This window comes from Mesoflavibacter sp. CH_XMU1422-2, assembly GCF_037029245.1.
In the GTDB taxonomy this organism is placed as follows: Bacteria; Bacteroidota; Bacteroidia; order Flavobacteriales; family Flavobacteriaceae; genus Mesoflavibacter; species Mesoflavibacter zeaxanthinifaciens.
The window spans coordinates 331926-348201 of sequence record NZ_JAYMEE010000092.1 but is presented as its reverse complement, the minus strand read 5'-3'; the positions used below and the strand labels follow the sequence as shown (position 1 = coordinate 348201).

Below are 16276 nucleotides of genomic sequence, written 5' to 3'. Positions count from 1 at the left end.
ACTTAAATTCTTTTATTATGCAAACAGAAAAAATTGTTAAACATATTGTAAATTGGTTAAAAGACTACGCTAATAACGCAAAAGTAAATGGTTTTGTTGTTGGTATTTCTGGCGGAATTGACAGCGCAGTAACATCTACTTTGTGTGCAGAAACTGGTTTAAAAGTTTTATGCATAGAAATGCCAATACACCAAGCTGCTAGCCACGTAAGCAGAGCACAAGAACATATTAAACAACTTAAAGAACGTTATGATAATGTTGATGATGTTAGAGTAGATTTAACCCCTGTTTTTGAAGAATTTAAAACTGAAGTTTCTTTAGAAGGCAAACAAGATACGGTAGACATGGCGCTTGCCAACACAAGAGCAAGATTACGCATGACTACTTTATATTATCATGCTGGTTTATACGGATTACTTGTTGCTGGTACAGGTAATAAAGTTGAAGATTTTGGTGTTGGTTTTTACACAAAATACGGAGATGGCGGCGTAGATTTAAGTCCGATTGCCGATTTAATGAAGAGTCAGGTTTATAAAATTGGCGAATTTTTACACGTCCCAAAATCAATAATTAAGGCAGCACCAAGCGATGGATTATTTGGTGACGCAAGAAGCGACGAAGACCAAATAGGCGCTAGCTATCCTGAGTTAGAATGGGCTATGACTATGGATGCCAAAGGAAAACAGATTTCTGATTTTACGGGAAGAGAAAAAGAAGTTTTTAAAATATATAAATCTTACAATACCAGAAACTTACACAAAATGAATCCTATACCTGTGTGTGAAATCCCTAACTTTTTGTTATAACACCTTAATTTACTTTGTTTTTTTCTGTTTTTTACATAACTTTAGAATGCTATTAATTATTCTATAACCAGTCTATCTTACTTTTGATAGATAAAAAAATCGTACAATATGGTCAAATTATTGGTTGCAGACCAATACCCTATTATTACTAAAGGGATAGAATTGGTCTTTTCAGATTCTAGAGATGTAAAAATTGTTGCAACTGTAGCAGACGGAGAAGCTATCTTTGACGTTTTAAATGAATACTACGTAGACATTATAATGTGTGACATTGACTTACCTAAACTTAATGGGATAAGCGTTTTAAGACGCTTAAAAAAAGAATACCCTAACGTAAAAAAAATTATTTATTCTGGACAGCAAGAAGATGTTTATGCTATAAGCACTATTAAAGCTGGCGCAGATGGATTTATATCTAAAAAAGAAGACTTATTAACTTTAAAAGATGCAATAATGAAAGTGCATTTAGGAGGCGTTTATTTAAGTCCTTCTCTATCTAAAAAAATTGCATTAAATAAAACTAAAAGCAAAGGAGGTTATTTTAAAAAACTATCTACAAGAGAAGTAGAAGTTTTAAAACTTCTTTCTAATGGTAGACGGAACAAAGAAGTTGCTGAAGAATTAGATATTAATGAAAAAACGGTAAGTACATATAAAGCAAGATTAATGAAAAAGTTAAACGTCTCTAATTTAATAGACTTGGTTAATCAAGCTAATAATTTAAATCTATAGAGGTTTACCTAAGCGTCTAGATAAAATGTTATCTAGTTTTTTATAATCCATTACATCTTCAATAATAGATCTATTTTGCACTGTTAAATCACTATCTGTTTGCTGCAATAAACTGTTTATCTTTTTAGTTATTAAAAATGACCTTAAGTGCAAAATAGTTTGACTAACTAATTGTGACAAACTTATAGTTTTGTCCTTAGGAAAGATATTGTTTCTTTGCCAATCTGCTAGACTATATTTTTCATCTTCCATCATAATAGAAGTGATCTCTTGTGAAAGTACAGGATCTATAGTATTAATAAGGTTTTCTATTTTAAAATTAGGATCTTGATTTAAACCATTTATGACTTCATAATAAATAGCTTTAAATTTAGGATTTAAAAACTCCATTTCGTCTTCTTGAAGATCTAAGTAAATCTTCTCAAATACTTTAGCTTCTTGTATTACTGTTTCCTCTACTAAATCACCTTTTTCATTTTCTTTCAATATAGAATCTTCAAACTCTTCTGTTCTATCACCATAAAGCAATAAGATCTCTATAATTTTTCTTTCTAATTCATATTGAACATCAACCTTTTTTACAGATTGTTCTGGTTTTATTACGTCAAATGCTTTTTTTGCTGCGACATTTTGTTTTGAAGCCTCGTTTACATCTTTATTTTGAAGTTGTGCTAAAGTTGTAAAAAGTACATCTTCACTTATATCCATAATACGAGCGCATTCTTGAATATAAACCTCGGTTTTTATTCTGTCTGGTATTTTTGATATACTTGTAACAATATCTCTAATCGTTTCAGCTTTTTTTATTGGATCTCCTTTTGCAGATTGGTATAACACCGATGCTTTAAACTGAATGAAATCTTTAGCGTTTTCTTCTAAATAAGTTGTTAACTCTTCTAAAGTATTTGACTTAGCAAAACTATCTGGGTCTTCGCCTTCTGGAAAGGTACAAACCTTTACATTCATACCTTGCTCTAAAATCAAATCTATACCACGTAATGACGCACGCATACCTGCAGCATCGCCGTCAAAAAGCACCGTAATATTTTTGGTTAGCCTATTAATTAATCTAATTTGATCACTTGTTAAAGCTGTACCAGAACTTGAAACTACGTTTTTTATTCCTGTTTGATAAAACTGAATAACGTCTGTATAACCTTCTACTAAATAACAATTATCTTCTTTTGCTATGCTTTGCTTAGCATGATAAATACCATAAAGCACTTTACTCTTATGGTAAATTTCACTTTCTGGACTATTTAGATATTTGGCTGCTTTTTTATCGTTTGTTAAAATACGACCTCCAAAACCTAAAACACGACCACTCATGCTTTGTATAGGAAACATTACACGACCTTTAAATCGGTCAAATTGTTTGTTTTCTTTAACTATTGTAAGTCCTGTTTCTTCTAAAAACTTTAATTGATATCCTTGTTTTATAGCCTCATCTGTAAAAGCACTCCAATCGTCTAAAGAATAACCTAAATCAAACTTTTTTATAGTTTCTGGTGTAAAACCACGTTCTTTAAAATAGCTTAATCCAATTGCTTTACCTTTATCTGTATTATGTAATATATTTTGAAAATATGTGTTTGCATATTCACTTACCAAATAAAGACTTTCTCTTTTATCTTGCGCTTCTTTTTGAGCATTAGTTTGCTCTGTTTCTTCAATTTCAATATTGTATTTTTTTGCTAAATACTTTATTGCTTCAGGATAAGTAAAATGCTCATGCTCCATTAAAAAAGCTACTACATTTCCTCCTTTACCTGTACTAAAATCCTTCCAGATTTGCTTTACTGGAGATACCATAAAACTTGGTGTACGCTCGTCTGAAAATGGACTTAATCCTTTAAAGTTACTACCCGCTTTTTTAAGCTGAACGAAGTCACCAATAACCTCTTCTAGTCTAGCGGTTTCATATACTTGATCTATGGTAGTTTTTGATATCAAAAGATGTGTGTTTTTTAATGCTTATTTAGATTGTAAAAGTAATAATATTTTACTTCTTCTTTTAATAACAAAATAATCTAAACAAAAAAAGCCTCTTAAAATTTTAAGAGGCTTTAATACTAACTTATTAGACTTAATCCAAATCTACTCTAATACCTAATGAAATATTGTTTTGATCTACTGTTGCGTCTTTAAAAATTGTAGACAGGTCATATTTAGCATATAAACTTAAATCTCCGTAACCTATATAAGCCGCTAAACCATAAACAAAAGTATTAGTATTGTAGCTTGTTTTTATTTTCTGTTTTACACGATCACCAAACTCATCTTCGTAAACTAGCTTTTGTTGCGTCCCTAAATTAACACCACCATAACCACCTATACCTACTTTAAAATGATCATCTGTAAAATATCTAATACGATCTTTATATTCTTTTTTAGTTGATGGTCCAAACTCAAAAAACACAGGTATTACAAGATTTGTAGTTCTAAACTTTGCTTTTTTTAGGTCGTTAGGAAAAACCTGCAGAGTTGTTTCTTCTGCTCCTTTTCCAAAATACAAATTGTCTTTTATATCAAATTTATTCCACTGAAAAGATAACCCGTATTTAAATCTTAAAAAGTTTGATTCTTTAAAAACACGAGTATTCCATAACCAACCAAGCTCTACAAATCCTGATCCTCCTAATTTGTATGGAGAATCATCTAAAGCAACTCCATCTATAATTGCGTTATTAAAACCCATTGCAAAAAGCAATTGATTACCAGTTCTTATATCATATTTTGGAGGTGATTTTTTAGCTTTAACTTCTACTATTTCTTTTTGTCCATCTCCTATATTGATAGAAAACACTGTTGACTTTTTATCTGGATCTGGCAGATCATTATTACGCTCCATTAATTCGAACTTATTTTCTAAAATAATATAGCGGTTTTCTATGTTTTTAGCATGTTTTTCTGCAGCTTCTTTTTTAAGCTTTTCTGCTTCTTCAAAAGTAATATCTTCTCTATCTAAACGGTCATTAATTTTATCTACTTCTTCTTTTAAAGTTTCAAGTTCGGCTTTTTTAATACGTTCTTTATAATCTTCGATCATTTTAGAAACGTCTTGTTTTGCAACTGTTAATGTGTCTTGTGCTTGCAGTTGACTAACTACAAATATTAAAATTAATAGCGTTAAGTGTTTAGTAATGTTTTGCATAATTGTTAGTGTTAATTTTGTTAGATGAAATATTAATTATCGCTACTTACTACTGTGCTTTTTACGGTTTCATAGCCTGATTTTACGACATAAAACAGTCTGTGCTTTAATGACTTCTCTGAAGTCATCTCTACTTCTTCCAGTAGATCGTTAGCGTTTATTTTTTCTGTTACGTTTTTATAATCATCTGCAGAAAATTGATTCATTGCATTTTCTAAAAGCTGATAAGCTTCGTCTAAATTTATTTGTTTTTTAGATACTTCTGCAACTGTATTTTCTGATATTTGATTATTTAATTGATTGTTATTTTCTTCTTTATTTTTAGGGTTAACTGCTGCTAAAAATTGCTCTGGTTTTTTCTGTTTATTAGCTACTAATGTTTTAGGTGTTTCTGTTTTTAATTTAGAGGTTTCGACTTCATCATTAGTATTAACTAAAGGTGTGTTTTCAAAATTTTCTTCAACTTTATCTTCAATTTTATTTTTTATAACTGTAGGCTGTTCTTTGCTTTTTTGGTCTTTTTCTTGATTGACAATGGTATTTTCTGGCATTACTTCTTCTTTATTAAACAAAGTAATTACTAACATTACACCTACTAAAGTTGCTGCAACACCTATCCACCAAACAGATAACTTTCTTTTTTTATCAGACTGTTCTAGTTTATTATTTAACTGCGTCCAAGCGTCTTTACTTGGCGCTATGGTACGGCGTTCTAAAACGTCTTTAGCTTTCTTTTCAAATTTATTTGGAGCCATACTCTTTGGTATTTTGGTTATTAATTTGGGTTTGCAATAATTGTCGTGCTTTAAACAATTGTGATTTTGATGTGCCTTCTGTTATGTTTAATTCTTTTGCAATTTCTGAGTGTTTATAACCTTCTATTGCATACATAACAAAAACCATTTTATAGCCATCAGGTAAATTATCTATCATTTTTTGCAAATATGCCACATCATATTGTTGTGATGTACTATCTTCTATCTCTGTATAAGGATGCGTGTCTTCTGTAAAAAATAGTTGCTTTTCTTGACGTAAGAAAGAGATACTTTCTCTTATCATAATGCGTCTTATCCATCCTTCAAAACTTCCTTCGCTTTTAAATTGTTTAAGATTGGTAAACACTTTTAAAAAACCGTTAAGCATGACTTCTTCTGCTTTTTGAAGGTCTTTTATATAATAACGACAAACGCTTAACATTTTTGGCGCATGCATCTCGTATAGCGTATGTTGCGCTTTTCTGTTATGCTGAATTGCTTTTTTTATCAGCTTTGCTTCGTTATTAAAAAGTGTTACTACTTTCACAAAAACGTGTTTAGTTGGACGTTGTATTTATAAAGACGCAAAAACTGTGAAAAAGGTTGCCTGAAGTTGAAAAAAATTATTTTTTTCTTTCAATAACGTAATTTACCATCAGTTTTAACGATGCTTTATAATCTGATTCTGGGAAAGTTTCAAGGATGTTTAGGGCTTCTTTTTGAAAAGATTTCATTTTAGAAACTGCGTAATCTAGTCCGCCATTTTCTTTTACAAATTCTATAACCTGATTAACTCTTTTTTTATCCTTGTTATGATTTTTTACTGAATTGATTAACCAGTTTTTATCTTTTTTAGAGCAATTATTAAGCACATAAATAAGCGGTAAGGTCATTTTTTGCTCTTTAATATCTATACCTATTGGTTTACCAATACTTTTAGAACCATAGTCAAACAAATCGTCTTTTATTTGAAAAGCCATTCCTATTAACTCTCCAAATTTACGCATAGTTTCTACTTCTACAGAATTAGGTTTTACAGAAGCAGCGCCTAAACTACAACAAGCAGCGATTAAAGTTGCGGTTTTCTGTCGGATGATTTCGTAATAGACTTCTTCGGTAATATCTAATTTTCTGGCTTTTTCGATTTGAAGTAATTCGCCTTCACTCATTTCTCTAACGGCAACCGAAATGATTTTAAGCAAATCAAAATCGTTATTATCGATGGAAAGCAACAACCCTTTTGATAATAAAAAGTCTCCTATTAAAACTGCTATTTTGTTTTTCCAAAGTGCATTGATCGAGAAAAAACCACGACGTTTGTTACTATCATCAACAACATCATCATGTACTAAAGTTGCTGTATGAATTAGTTCTATAACAGATGCACCACGATAGGTACGTTCGCTAACCTCTCCGTTTGCTACCATTTTTGCAACTAAAAACACAAACATTGGTCGCATTTGTTTTCCTTTTCTATTTACAATGTAATAGGTAATACGGTTAAGTAATGCGACTTTAGAAGACATTGACAACCTAAATTTTTGTTCGAAAAGATCCATTTCAAACGCTATAGGTTGTTTTATTTGTTCGGTTATTTTCAAAAAACAGTGCTTATTTTATGAATTTCAAAAATACGAATAAAGTAATACACAATATTATTAATATTTTTTAATTTTTTGTAGTCGAGGTCTTTAATAGATTTTTTTTGTTTAACTTTAGGATAATCAATTAATCAACAACTAATTAGCTTATGAGAAATTTTACTTTACTTTTATTATCCATTATTTTTTCAATTAGTGCATATAGCCAATGTACTACTGTTTGGAGGTGGAAATTATGGAAACTTGGTCATGGTCAATGATGGTACAGCAGAACAAATTGCTGCAGATAATTGGCCAAACGCAGAATATTCTGCTATTGAAGGCTTAATTATAGGTAACACCTATACCGTTACAGGAACAAATACTACTAGCATATATATTACTGTTGCAGAAATCGACTGGCAAAATCCTGTTGTAGGAGGTACAGTATTAGCACATGGCGCTTCTTCTGTATCGTTTACCGCTACTACTACAGATGCCATAATTCATTGGCATTTAAATGCCGCTTGTCAAACTCAAGCTTCTGACGCAACTTTAACTACAATACAATGCACAAGTCCTTCTTGTACCTGTACTGCTACAATGATGCCTGATGCTGCAAATATTACTTATCCTGCTAATGGTGCTATCGATGTACCAATTGATATGACAGATCCAGCAAATCCAGTTATAAACGGTTTTGCATGGACAGATAATGGCGCTGCTACTACGTACGACTTAAATCTATTAACTGTGGGAACTGTTACTGGCGTTACAAGTCCTGTTAACATAACTTATGGTTCTTGGGCTTATGATACGACCTATACATGGAATATTACTTCTACTAATTGTTTAGGAACAGTAACTAGTGTTGATTACACTTTTACAACCGAAGCAGATCCTAACTTATCAACTGATGACTTTAACATTAAACCATTTAGCATTTATCCTAATCCGACATCAGACTTCATAAAAATTAAAACAGAAGTAACTATAAATTCTGTTGAAGTTTTTAATCAATTAGGACAAAAAGTATTATCACTAAATAATGACCAAATAATAGACAACTCCATAAATGTAAAAGAGTTTAATAACGGTATTTATTTTATGACTATTACCGCTGAAGAAAGGAAAGAAACTTTTAAATTTATAAAAGAATAATTACACTTAATTATATTTAAAAAGCGATTTCAAAATAATTGAAATCGCTTTTTTTATTTACTCTTATTGGCTAATTGACCACAAGCAGCATCTATATCTTTACCTCTACTTCGCCTAACTGTTACCGTTATATTATTAGCTTCTAATACATTTTGATACATATCTATAGCTTCTGTGTTTGCTTGCTGAAACTCGCCATCATCAATTGGATTATATTCGATTAAGTTAACTTTACTAGGTGCAAATTTGCAAAATTTAACTAATGCATCTACATCTTTACGTTTATCGTTTATCCCTTTCCAGACGACATATTCGTAGGTTATTCTATTTTTTGTTTTATCATACCAATACTCTAAAGCCTCTCTTAAATCTGATAAAGGAAATGTTGCGTTAAATGGCATTATTGATGTTCTTACCTCATCTATTGCAGAGTGTAATGACACTGCTAATTTAAATTTAACCTCATCGTCTGCCATTTTTTTAATCATTTTTGGTACTCCTGAAGTTGACACCACAATACGTTTTGGAGACATCCCTAAACCTTCTGGCGATGTAATTTTATCTATTGCCTTTAATACATTGTTATAGTTCATTAATGGCTCTCCCATTCCCATAAAAACAATATTACTTAAAGGTCTATCATGGTACAACCTACTTTCTCTATCTATCGCTACGACTTGGTCATAAATTTCGTCTGGATTAAGATTTCGCATACGTTTTAATCGTGCTGTTGCACAAAACTTACAATCTAAACTACAACCTACTTGACTAGAAACACATGCTGTTGTGCGTGTACTGGTTGGTATTAAAACCGACTCGACCACCAAACCATCATGTAGTTTTACAGCATTTTTTACTGTACCATCACTACTACGCTGTAAAGTATCTACTTGTATATGGTTAATTACAAAGTTATCTTCTAGCATTTGACGTGTTTCTTTTGAGATATTGGTCATATCTTCAAAAGTATGAACGCTTTTACTCCATAACCATTCATATACTTGATTACCTCTAAAGGCTTTGTCGCCTTGAGACACAAAAAAATCTCTTAATTGGTCTTTGGTTAATGCACGTATGTCTTTTTTCTTTATTTCCATAGATTTTGCAAAGCTACAAATTATGATTTATCCTTTGTGTAAGTGATTGATTTATTTAATGTAATAGTCTTTGGCTGGCGCATTAGCGGTTAAGGCTTTGTTGAAGCTCTTTTTGTGTTGTTGCGTATATGCAACACAAAAAAGCGACTGCCGAAAACGCGACCCTTTTGGGTAATGCCATAAAAAAACCTCTTCTTATTGACATAAAAAGAGGTTAATTTATATTTATTTTTCTTTTACAAGATTAACATGGCATCACCATAACTGTAAAACTTGTATTTTTCTTTAACAGCTTCTTCGTAAGCATGCTTAACAAAATCGTGTCCTGCAAATGCAGAAATCATCATTAATAATGTTGATTTTGGTGTATGGAAGTTTGTAATCATTGAATTAGCAATACTAAAATCGTATGGTGGGAAAATAAATTTATTTGTCCAACCTTCTATCTCGTTTAACGTACCACTTGAAGACACCGAGCTTTCTATAGCACGCATTGCTGTTGTACCAACTGCGCATACACGACGTTTTTCTGCTTTTGCGTTATTGATTATTTTTACTGCTTCTGGTCCTATTTTTAGCTCTTCGCTATCCATTTTATGTTTAGAAAGATCTTCTACCTCTACTGGGTTAAATGTACCTAAACCAACGTGTAATGTTACTTCTGCAAAGTCTACACCTTTAATTTCTAAACGTTTTAATAAATGTTTTGAAAAGTGTAATCCTGCTGTTGGTGCTGCTACTGCGCCTTCTTCTTTTGCAAAAATGGTTTGGTAACGCTCTTCATCTTCTGGCTCTACTTTTCTTTTAATATATTTTGGTAATGGTGTTTCTCCTAACTCATTTAATTTTCTACGAAACTCTTGGTAAGATCCATCGTAAAGAAAACGTAGTGTACGACCACGAGATGTTGTGTTATCTATTACCTCTGCAACTAAAGACTCATCATCTCCAAAATACAGTTTATTACCAATACGAATCTTACGTGCTGGATCTACTAATACATCCCAAAGACGTTGTTCTTCATTTAATTCTCTTAATAAAAATACTTCTATACGTGCTCCTGTTTTTTCTTTGTTACCAAATAAACGTGCAGGAAATACTTTGGTATTATTAAGAATCATCACGTCTTTTTCATCAAAATAATCGATTAAGTCTTTAAACATTCTGTGTTCGATTTTTTGAGTATCTCTGTGCAATACCATTAAACGAGACTCGTCTCTATTTTCTGCTGGATATTCTGCTAAAAGTTCTTCTGGTAAGTCAAAGTTAAAATGTGATAATTTCATCTAGTTGCTTTATTTTATTTACAAGTTGCAAATATACAATCTGAAACTAGGCGTTGTCAAGTAAATGAGCAATTATTATTTACAACCTAGCAATAACAAGGGTTTACAGAGCTAAATTAAAACCTAAAGTTTTTAAATCTTCCCAATATGTTGGATATGACTTAGAAACGACTTTGTAATCTTTAATTATAATATCTGTTTTTAACGCTAATGGTGCAAATGCCATAGCCATTCTGTGGTCATTATAGGTATCTATTTCGATATTTTTTATAATTGAATTTGAAGCTTCTAGATTTAAGCTATCATTAGTTATAGACACATTACCTCCAAGTTTTTCTATTTCGGTTTTTAAAGCAACTAATCTATCTGTTTCCTTTATTTTTAAAGTGTGCAAACCTGTTAAATGACAAGACAAGCCTAAGCCAAATGCTGTTACTGCAATAGTTTGAGCTATATCTGGTGCTTCTTGCAAGTTTAACTCTTTAATTGATTTTGCTTCGGAAGTTTTAGAAATTGTTACGGAGTTATTATTAAACTCAGTCGAAACTCCAAATGTTTTATAAATCTGTGCTAAAACAGAATCGCCTTGCAAACTTTCCTTTTTATAAGATGAAATAGTAACATTAGCACCTATATCTGAAAGTGCTATAATACTATAAAAATAGGATGCAGAAGACCAATCGGACTCTACTACCAAATTTTTATTTTCTTTTATATTTAGTAATGGCTTTACTGTAATTACATTATCTTTAAAAGAAGATTCTACGCCTATTTGTGATAATAAATTAAGCGTCATTTTAATATATGGAATGGATGTTATTGTACCTTCTAAAGTTAATTCTAATCCATTTTCTAATTTAGGAGCAATTAACAATAATGCCGAAATATATTGACTACTAACATTGGCTTTTAAAGTAACTTCATGACCTGTTAGTTGTTTTCCTTTTATTATCAATGGTGGAAAACCTTCGTTTTCTTTATATGAAATATCTGCACCAATTTGTCTTAAAGCATCAACTAATATGGCTATTGGTCGCTCTTTCATACGTTTAGATCCAGTTAATTCTACTTCTCTATTTTTTTGAGTAGAATAGAATGCTGTTAAAAAACGCATTGCTGTACCAGCATGATGTATATCTATAATTCTATCTGATGATTTTAATGCCTTTTGCATTAATTGACTATCGTCTGAATTTGACAGGTTTGCAATATCAATACTTGGATATAACGCTTGTAAAAGCAACAGTCTGTTTGACTCACTTTTAGAGCCTGTTATAGCTATCTTTTTATTGCTTGTTATGGTAGATTTATGGAGTTGTAAATTCATCTATCTATGATTTACTTTAATTTTTGATTGTTATGGTGTCTGTCGTGATCGCGTTTTGTTTTTAAGTCTAACTTTTTATCAAAAGCATCTTGTAGGTCTACTCCTGTTTGGTTTGCTAAACATAAAACTACAAACATAACGTCTGCTAACTCTTCACCTAAATCTTTATTTTTATCGCTTTCTTTTTCGCTTTGCTCTCCATAACGTCTTGCAATAATACGTGCAACTTCACCTACTTCTTCTGTAAGTTGCGCCATATTAGTAAGCTCGTTAAAATATCTTACTCCATGGTTTTTAATCCAATTATCTACTTCTTGCTGTGCGTTTTTGATATTCATTACTAATTACCTTTGAAATGTTGATTAAACACTTCAAAGATAATTATTGTATTTTCAAAAGCTATAATACTTTTAAAATATGATTAGAATGTTTGAATAAATTTTTGTTTAAGCTTTTTTAAGAACAATTTTTTCTGACTCTTTGTCTTTTAAAAACTGATAGAATTTTTTAAAATCTAAATATTGATCTGGAGTAATTAAAGTTTGATTTATCTCTGTATCTACCATAATCTGAATTTTATTACCTACCTGTTTTGCTATGTAAGTAAAGCTTGCTGCATTAGCATTAAACTTAACTGATGCACTTTCTGGTAAAGCATCTACCACATAGCCTTCTGGTAGGTTAATATTTACGATATATTTACTTGATAACGGTGCTACAAAATCTATAGGATAATTTCTTTGTTCTTGCACAAAAGGATTTTCTTCTGAGATTAAAAATGCTAAAGGAGACAAATAGATCATACCTGCAATTTCTTCTGCTGCGCCTTCATAAGTAAAATCATAATCATAGGTTATTGGCTTGTATGTATTATCTAAATCTTTATGATTAATCTCATTAATTATTAACCCTGAATTATCATTTTCTATGTCTTGAATTATAGATTCTTTTGCTTTACCTCTATTATCATCCCTATAATTAAAAGCATAATAATCGGTTAGTCTTTTTCTAAGTTTACCTGTTTCGGTTAAATCTTCATTTAAATCTAAGTTTAATGAAATTATTTCTTTAGATGTTTTTTTTGGAGACAATTGTACCCAATCTGAAGTATTGTCTTCTCTTACAATTCTACCTAACCAATTAATAGCTCTTGTAGGAAGAATATTTATGTTAGCGTTTTTTTGTGTAGCGTCTAAATAGATTAAACCTTGTTCTTTTTCTACTGCACAGACTACATAGTTAAATCCACTTCTTGTTGGAAAAAGAGGTACACCATTATCTCTTGTACTTATTAATACAGGATTTGCTTTTATTCCTGCTTTTTTAAGCATTGATACTAAAATAAGGTTTATCTCTGCAACATTACCTACTCCTTCTTTGTAAGCTTTTTTTACACCGTCATTGGTTTTATATCCTATAAAGTCATTCCATTTTACCTTAGATTTTACTAAGTCAAATATTGCAAGAATCTTTTCGTCATCACTATTAGTTTCTTTAAGTACTTTTGCTAAATCTTCTTCGTAGTAACTTGATTTTTCTATTTGCTCTCCAAAGCTTTCGCTTTTATTTATGTTTTTTGTGATTTTGTCCCAAGTGGTAGAATATGATGTAACTTTTCCGTTTGGAGCTCTATAAAAAGCATACTCTAATGCTAATTTACCTCTATAATTATCTAAATTATCAACATACGGTTCATCTTTTAACGAAGCTACATTATCCATATTGATATTGATGATGTTTTCATCAAACTCTAATCCTTGAGATTTTGCATCAAATTGCTCTCTTCTTACTTTTTTTGTTTCTGTTAGTTCTGGTTGAATTTTTGCTTTAAGATTTGGATATTTATTGTAGTTAAAATACTCTGGTATTGCTATTCTACTTTCTATTTTATTTATTGGAATATCATATTGTACAATAACATCATCTATACTCATAAATGGAGTTTTAAGAATATACTCAAATTCTATTACACAACCTTCTTCTATACTTGGCATTGTAAAAGATTTGGTTGCCCAAAATTCATTGTTTTCGTTTTCAAAAATATTTTCTTTTCTAAGTTTTATTTTTTCTACTTTTCCATTTTTTAAAACATAAGTATAACCTTTAATTCCTATAACTCTCTCTCTTGTTGAGGCATCTTCATTGTATAGTTTCAACTTTTTAGTTGCATAATCGTAACCTTCTTTATTGTAAATTTTAATCCTTTCGTGTACTTTTCTTGTTTGCTCGAAGCCTTCTATTGTACTAAAATCAAAAGCAATCTCTTCACTTTTATATAGTACTGCTGCATTTGCTTCTGGCTCTAAAGGATGTTGTTTTTCTTCAACCTCTTCTTTACTAACTTTTCCGAATTTAAAATTTTGTGCTTTTGTTGTTACTGTTGATATTAACAGTAAAATAATAATTATTCTTCCCATTGGTTATTAATTTATTTTTAAGACCATTTTTGATTTATCATGTTTTGCTATATCTAGTCTAAATTGTCTGTAGTTTTTGTAGTCTTCTTTAGTATATGCGCCTTTATTGATAAGTAATTCTCTTGTGTATATTAAAGTTTTGTCATCTTTTGATTGGATAGAAGATTTATATAACCCAAATTTATTTTTTATCTCTATTGGTTCTAACAGAGCTTCTACTGCTATATTTTCTGGCAGTAATATTTCATACTCATCTACATCATAAAAACCTCTATCTATTTCAAAAGGTAAGTTTCTGGTTTTGTATCTTGGTGGTACGTATGCCATTATATTAAAAATATTAGGACAAAATAACAATCTGTTTCCTGCTTTTGTTGTGTAATTTTTTGCAGATAATTTTAAATTTTCTTCAAATACAATCTGATCTTTATTATTGATTAGATTTACATTTTCTATTTTAAGATTCTTTATATTATCAAAATAATTTTTATAGTAAAGTATATTTTCTTTTTCTGTTTGTGTATCTAAACGTTGATATCTTTTATATTGTGTTCCTTGAGATTTTATGCTAACATTAGCTTTAATACTTCCTGTTTGATCAATACTTACACTTGCTAAAGTTGTTTGTTTATTTTCTTTAGGAGTATAACTTTTTGTATGTATTATTTTACCGCCTTCTGGTGTTATTATCAACACATCTCTATCGTCTGTAAAATTAGCTATATAACCAAATGGTGCTGTTTGACTTGTACATTCTAAAGTAATATAATCGTCATTATTAGGTATACTTAAAATAGCATGATTACCTTGTAATGAAGAAAAATCCGAATCGATATCTCGTATATCTGAGTCGCCATAAACTACAGTATAATAAGAGGTTACACCTACGTAATCTAGTAATGCTTTTGTGTAGTTAGAAAGTCCTTTACAGTCTCCATACCCAAGTCTATCTACATCTTCTGCTAACATTGGTTTCCAGCCACCAATGCCAACTTGTATGCTTATATACCTTGTTTTATTTTGCATGTAGTTATAGACTATTTTGGCTTTTTCAATTGGTGAAGAAGCGTCTTTGGTTAGCTCTGTAATTTCTGTTTTAACTCCTTCAGGTAACTCTTGTGTGCCAGATAATAGTTTATCACCCATCCACTTTCCAAAGTCTTGCCAATTATTATTAACACCTTCTACGCCTAACATGCTAAAGTTTTTTAAAGTTGCTTTGACTGAAGGAACTATTTTTGATAATGACGGACTAAAAGCTTCTCTTGTAACTGCTGGAGCGTTTTCAATCTTATAATCAAAATCTGAAATCTTTTCAGCTTTATATTCTTTTAAATTAGATTCCTTTACAACTACCTCTATAGGTGTATTATTAATTATTTTGTAGGTAGAAAGCTCTGTACTTACGTTATAAGCCTCTAAAGGATACCATGACGGAATAAAAGCAGTATTTGTATTAATTGTCTCGACAGTAAAGTCTACTGTATAAGGATAACTGCTTGGTGTATAATCTAAATGCAATGCACGATTATCATTAAAAATAGAAAAACCATCTGCAACACTAACATCTGAAAAGTCTCGTTTTTTTACAGTTTTAATTTCTCTTCCTAATTGATCATATATAATAGCTTTTATCTTCTTGACATCTTTACCATCATCATAATAAGCTACTGCATTTACGTGTCTATTTCCTGCTTCGTTTAAAACCGTTACTATTCGACGTTTTTTATAAGTAATAACATCAACCGATTCTATAGTAATTTCTACTGAATTTTCTCTAATAATTGCATTAGCATTATCAGTTAAAGCAGTATTAAATAAACTAAACTGTAAGTTACTTTGTGCAAAAAAAGTTGTTGAAAAAAGAAGAAAGAGCAAGACACTCTTTAGGGTTTTGTAAAAGGGCATTATTGATTAATTTGCGACTAATATATGAATATTAATTCAACAAAAAAACTTAT

The 16276-nt window shown here is 30.6% G+C and carries 14 protein-coding genes; 3 read left to right on the top strand and 11 right to left on the bottom strand.

Annotated features, from left to right (window positions below; all coding sequences use genetic code 11):
- Positions 1 to 17 precede the first annotated feature (17 nt).
- Both nadE and WA340_RS14490 read left to right on the top strand, forming a co-directional pair.
- A complete protein-coding gene (gene nadE, locus WA340_RS14495) occupies positions 18 to 806 on the top strand; it encodes an NAD(+) synthase (RefSeq protein WP_336129605.1) in 789 nt (262 codons plus the stop codon).
- Between the two features lie 108 nt (positions 807 to 914).
- The gene (locus WA340_RS14490) at positions 915 to 1538 is read left to right on the top strand and encodes a response regulator (protein ID WP_223077403.1); all 624 of its coding nucleotides are present in this window, start codon (positions 915 to 917) and stop codon (positions 1536 to 1538) included.
- On the opposite strand, the gene dnaG is transcribed toward WA340_RS14490, so the two are convergent.
- The 5 genes from dnaG to WA340_RS14465 form a co-directional block, all read right to left on the bottom strand.
- Entirely contained in the window at positions 1533 to 3491 is a 1959-nt protein-coding gene (dnaG, locus tag WA340_RS14485) for a DNA primase (protein ID WP_336129604.1), read from the bottom strand. The two genes, WA340_RS14490 and dnaG, sit on opposite strands and share 6 nt — an antisense overlap.
- 133 nt (positions 3492 to 3624) lie before the next feature.
- Positions 3625 to 4692: a hypothetical protein gene (locus WA340_RS14480; RefSeq protein ID WP_336129603.1), complete on the bottom strand. Its 1068-nt coding sequence runs from the start codon at positions 4690 to 4692 to the stop codon at positions 3625 to 3627.
- 32 nt (positions 4693 to 4724) lie between these two features.
- Positions 4725 to 5447 (bottom strand): hypothetical protein, encoded by a 723-nt coding sequence (locus tag WA340_RS14475; protein WP_336129602.1) that lies wholly within the window; start codon positions 5445 to 5447, stop codon positions 4725 to 4727.
- Entirely contained in the window at positions 5434 to 5994 is a 561-nt protein-coding gene (locus WA340_RS14470) for an RNA polymerase sigma factor (protein ID WP_336129601.1), read from the bottom strand. Before WA340_RS14470 ends, WA340_RS14475 begins: the two co-directional genes overlap by 14 nt.
- A 76-nt stretch (positions 5995 to 6070) precedes the next feature.
- Positions 6071 to 7048, bottom strand: coding sequence for a polyprenyl synthetase family protein (locus WA340_RS14465; RefSeq protein WP_223077408.1), 978 nt, complete (start codon positions 7046 to 7048; stop codon positions 6071 to 6073).
- Between the two features lie 195 nt (positions 7049 to 7243).
- On the opposite strand from WA340_RS14465, the gene WA340_RS14460 reads away from it, so the two are divergent.
- Positions 7244 to 8188 (top strand): T9SS type A sorting domain-containing protein, encoded by a 945-nt coding sequence (locus WA340_RS14460; protein WP_336129600.1) that lies wholly within the window; start codon positions 7244 to 7246, stop codon positions 8186 to 8188.
- Between the two features lie 53 nt (positions 8189 to 8241).
- Here the strand turns inward: WA340_RS14460 and rlmN are convergent, their stop codons facing one another.
- The 6 genes from rlmN to WA340_RS14430 all read right to left on the bottom strand — a co-directional run bounded on the left by rlmN (position 8242) and on the right by WA340_RS14430 (position 16193).
- A complete protein-coding gene (gene rlmN / locus WA340_RS14455; RefSeq protein ID WP_336129599.1) occupies positions 8242 to 9285 on the bottom strand; it encodes a 23S rRNA (adenine(2503)-C(2))-methyltransferase RlmN in 1044 nt (347 codons plus the stop codon).
- A 236-nt stretch (positions 9286 to 9521) separates the two neighbouring features.
- On the bottom strand, positions 9522 to 10571 hold the full coding sequence (gene queA / locus WA340_RS14450) for a tRNA preQ1(34) S-adenosylmethionine ribosyltransferase-isomerase QueA (RefSeq protein ID WP_336129598.1): 1050 nt from the start codon (positions 10569 to 10571) through the stop codon (positions 9522 to 9524).
- Between the two features lie 103 nt (positions 10572 to 10674).
- The gene (aroA, locus tag WA340_RS14445) at positions 10675 to 11898 is read right to left on the bottom strand and encodes a 3-phosphoshikimate 1-carboxyvinyltransferase (protein ID WP_336129597.1); all 1224 of its coding nucleotides are present in this window, start codon (positions 11896 to 11898) and stop codon (positions 10675 to 10677) included.
- 11 nt (positions 11899 to 11909) lie between these two features.
- Complete coding sequence (locus WA340_RS14440) at positions 11910 to 12236, bottom strand: nucleotide pyrophosphohydrolase (RefSeq protein ID WP_027881088.1); 327 nt, start codon at positions 12234 to 12236, stop codon at positions 11910 to 11912.
- Positions 12237 to 12344: 108 nt separating this feature from the next.
- On the bottom strand, positions 12345 to 14315 hold the full coding sequence (locus WA340_RS14435) for a DUF3857 domain-containing protein (RefSeq protein ID WP_336129596.1): 1971 nt from the start codon (positions 14313 to 14315) through the stop codon (positions 12345 to 12347).
- A gap of 6 nt (positions 14316 to 14321) precedes the next feature.
- Positions 14322 to 16193: a DUF3857 domain-containing protein gene (locus WA340_RS14430; protein WP_336129595.1), complete on the bottom strand. Its 1872-nt coding sequence runs from the start codon at positions 16191 to 16193 to the stop codon at positions 14322 to 14324.
- Between the last annotated feature and the right edge of the window lie 83 nt (positions 16194 to 16276).

Coding starts and splice junctions, on each gene's coding strand:
- nadE (WP_336129605.1), top strand. CDS start 18: ATGCAAACAGAAAAAATTGTTAAACATATTGTAAATTGGTTAAAAGAC.
- WA340_RS14490 (WP_223077403.1), top strand. CDS start 915: ATGGTCAAATTATTGGTTGCAGACCAATACCCTATTATTACTAAAGGG.
- WA340_RS14480 (WP_336129603.1), bottom strand. CDS start 4,692: ATGCAAAACATTACTAAACACTTAACGCTATTAATTTTAATATTTGTA.
- WA340_RS14475 (WP_336129602.1), bottom strand. CDS start 5,447: ATGGCTCCAAATAAATTTGAAAAGAAAGCTAAAGACGTTTTAGAACGC.
- rlmN (WP_336129599.1), bottom strand. CDS start 9,285: ATGGAAATAAAGAAAAAAGACATACGTGCATTAACCAAAGACCAATTA.
- queA (WP_336129598.1), bottom strand. CDS start 10,571: ATGAAATTATCACATTTTAACTTTGACTTACCAGAAGAACTTTTAGCA.
- aroA (WP_336129597.1), bottom strand. CDS start 11,898: ATGAATTTACAACTCCATAAATCTACCATAACAAGCAATAAAAAGATA.
- WA340_RS14440 (WP_027881088.1), bottom strand. CDS start 12,236: ATGAATATCAAAAACGCACAGCAAGAAGTAGATAATTGGATTAAAAAC.
- WA340_RS14435 (WP_336129596.1), bottom strand. CDS start 14,315: ATGGGAAGAATAATTATTATTTTACTGTTAATATCAACAGTAACAACA.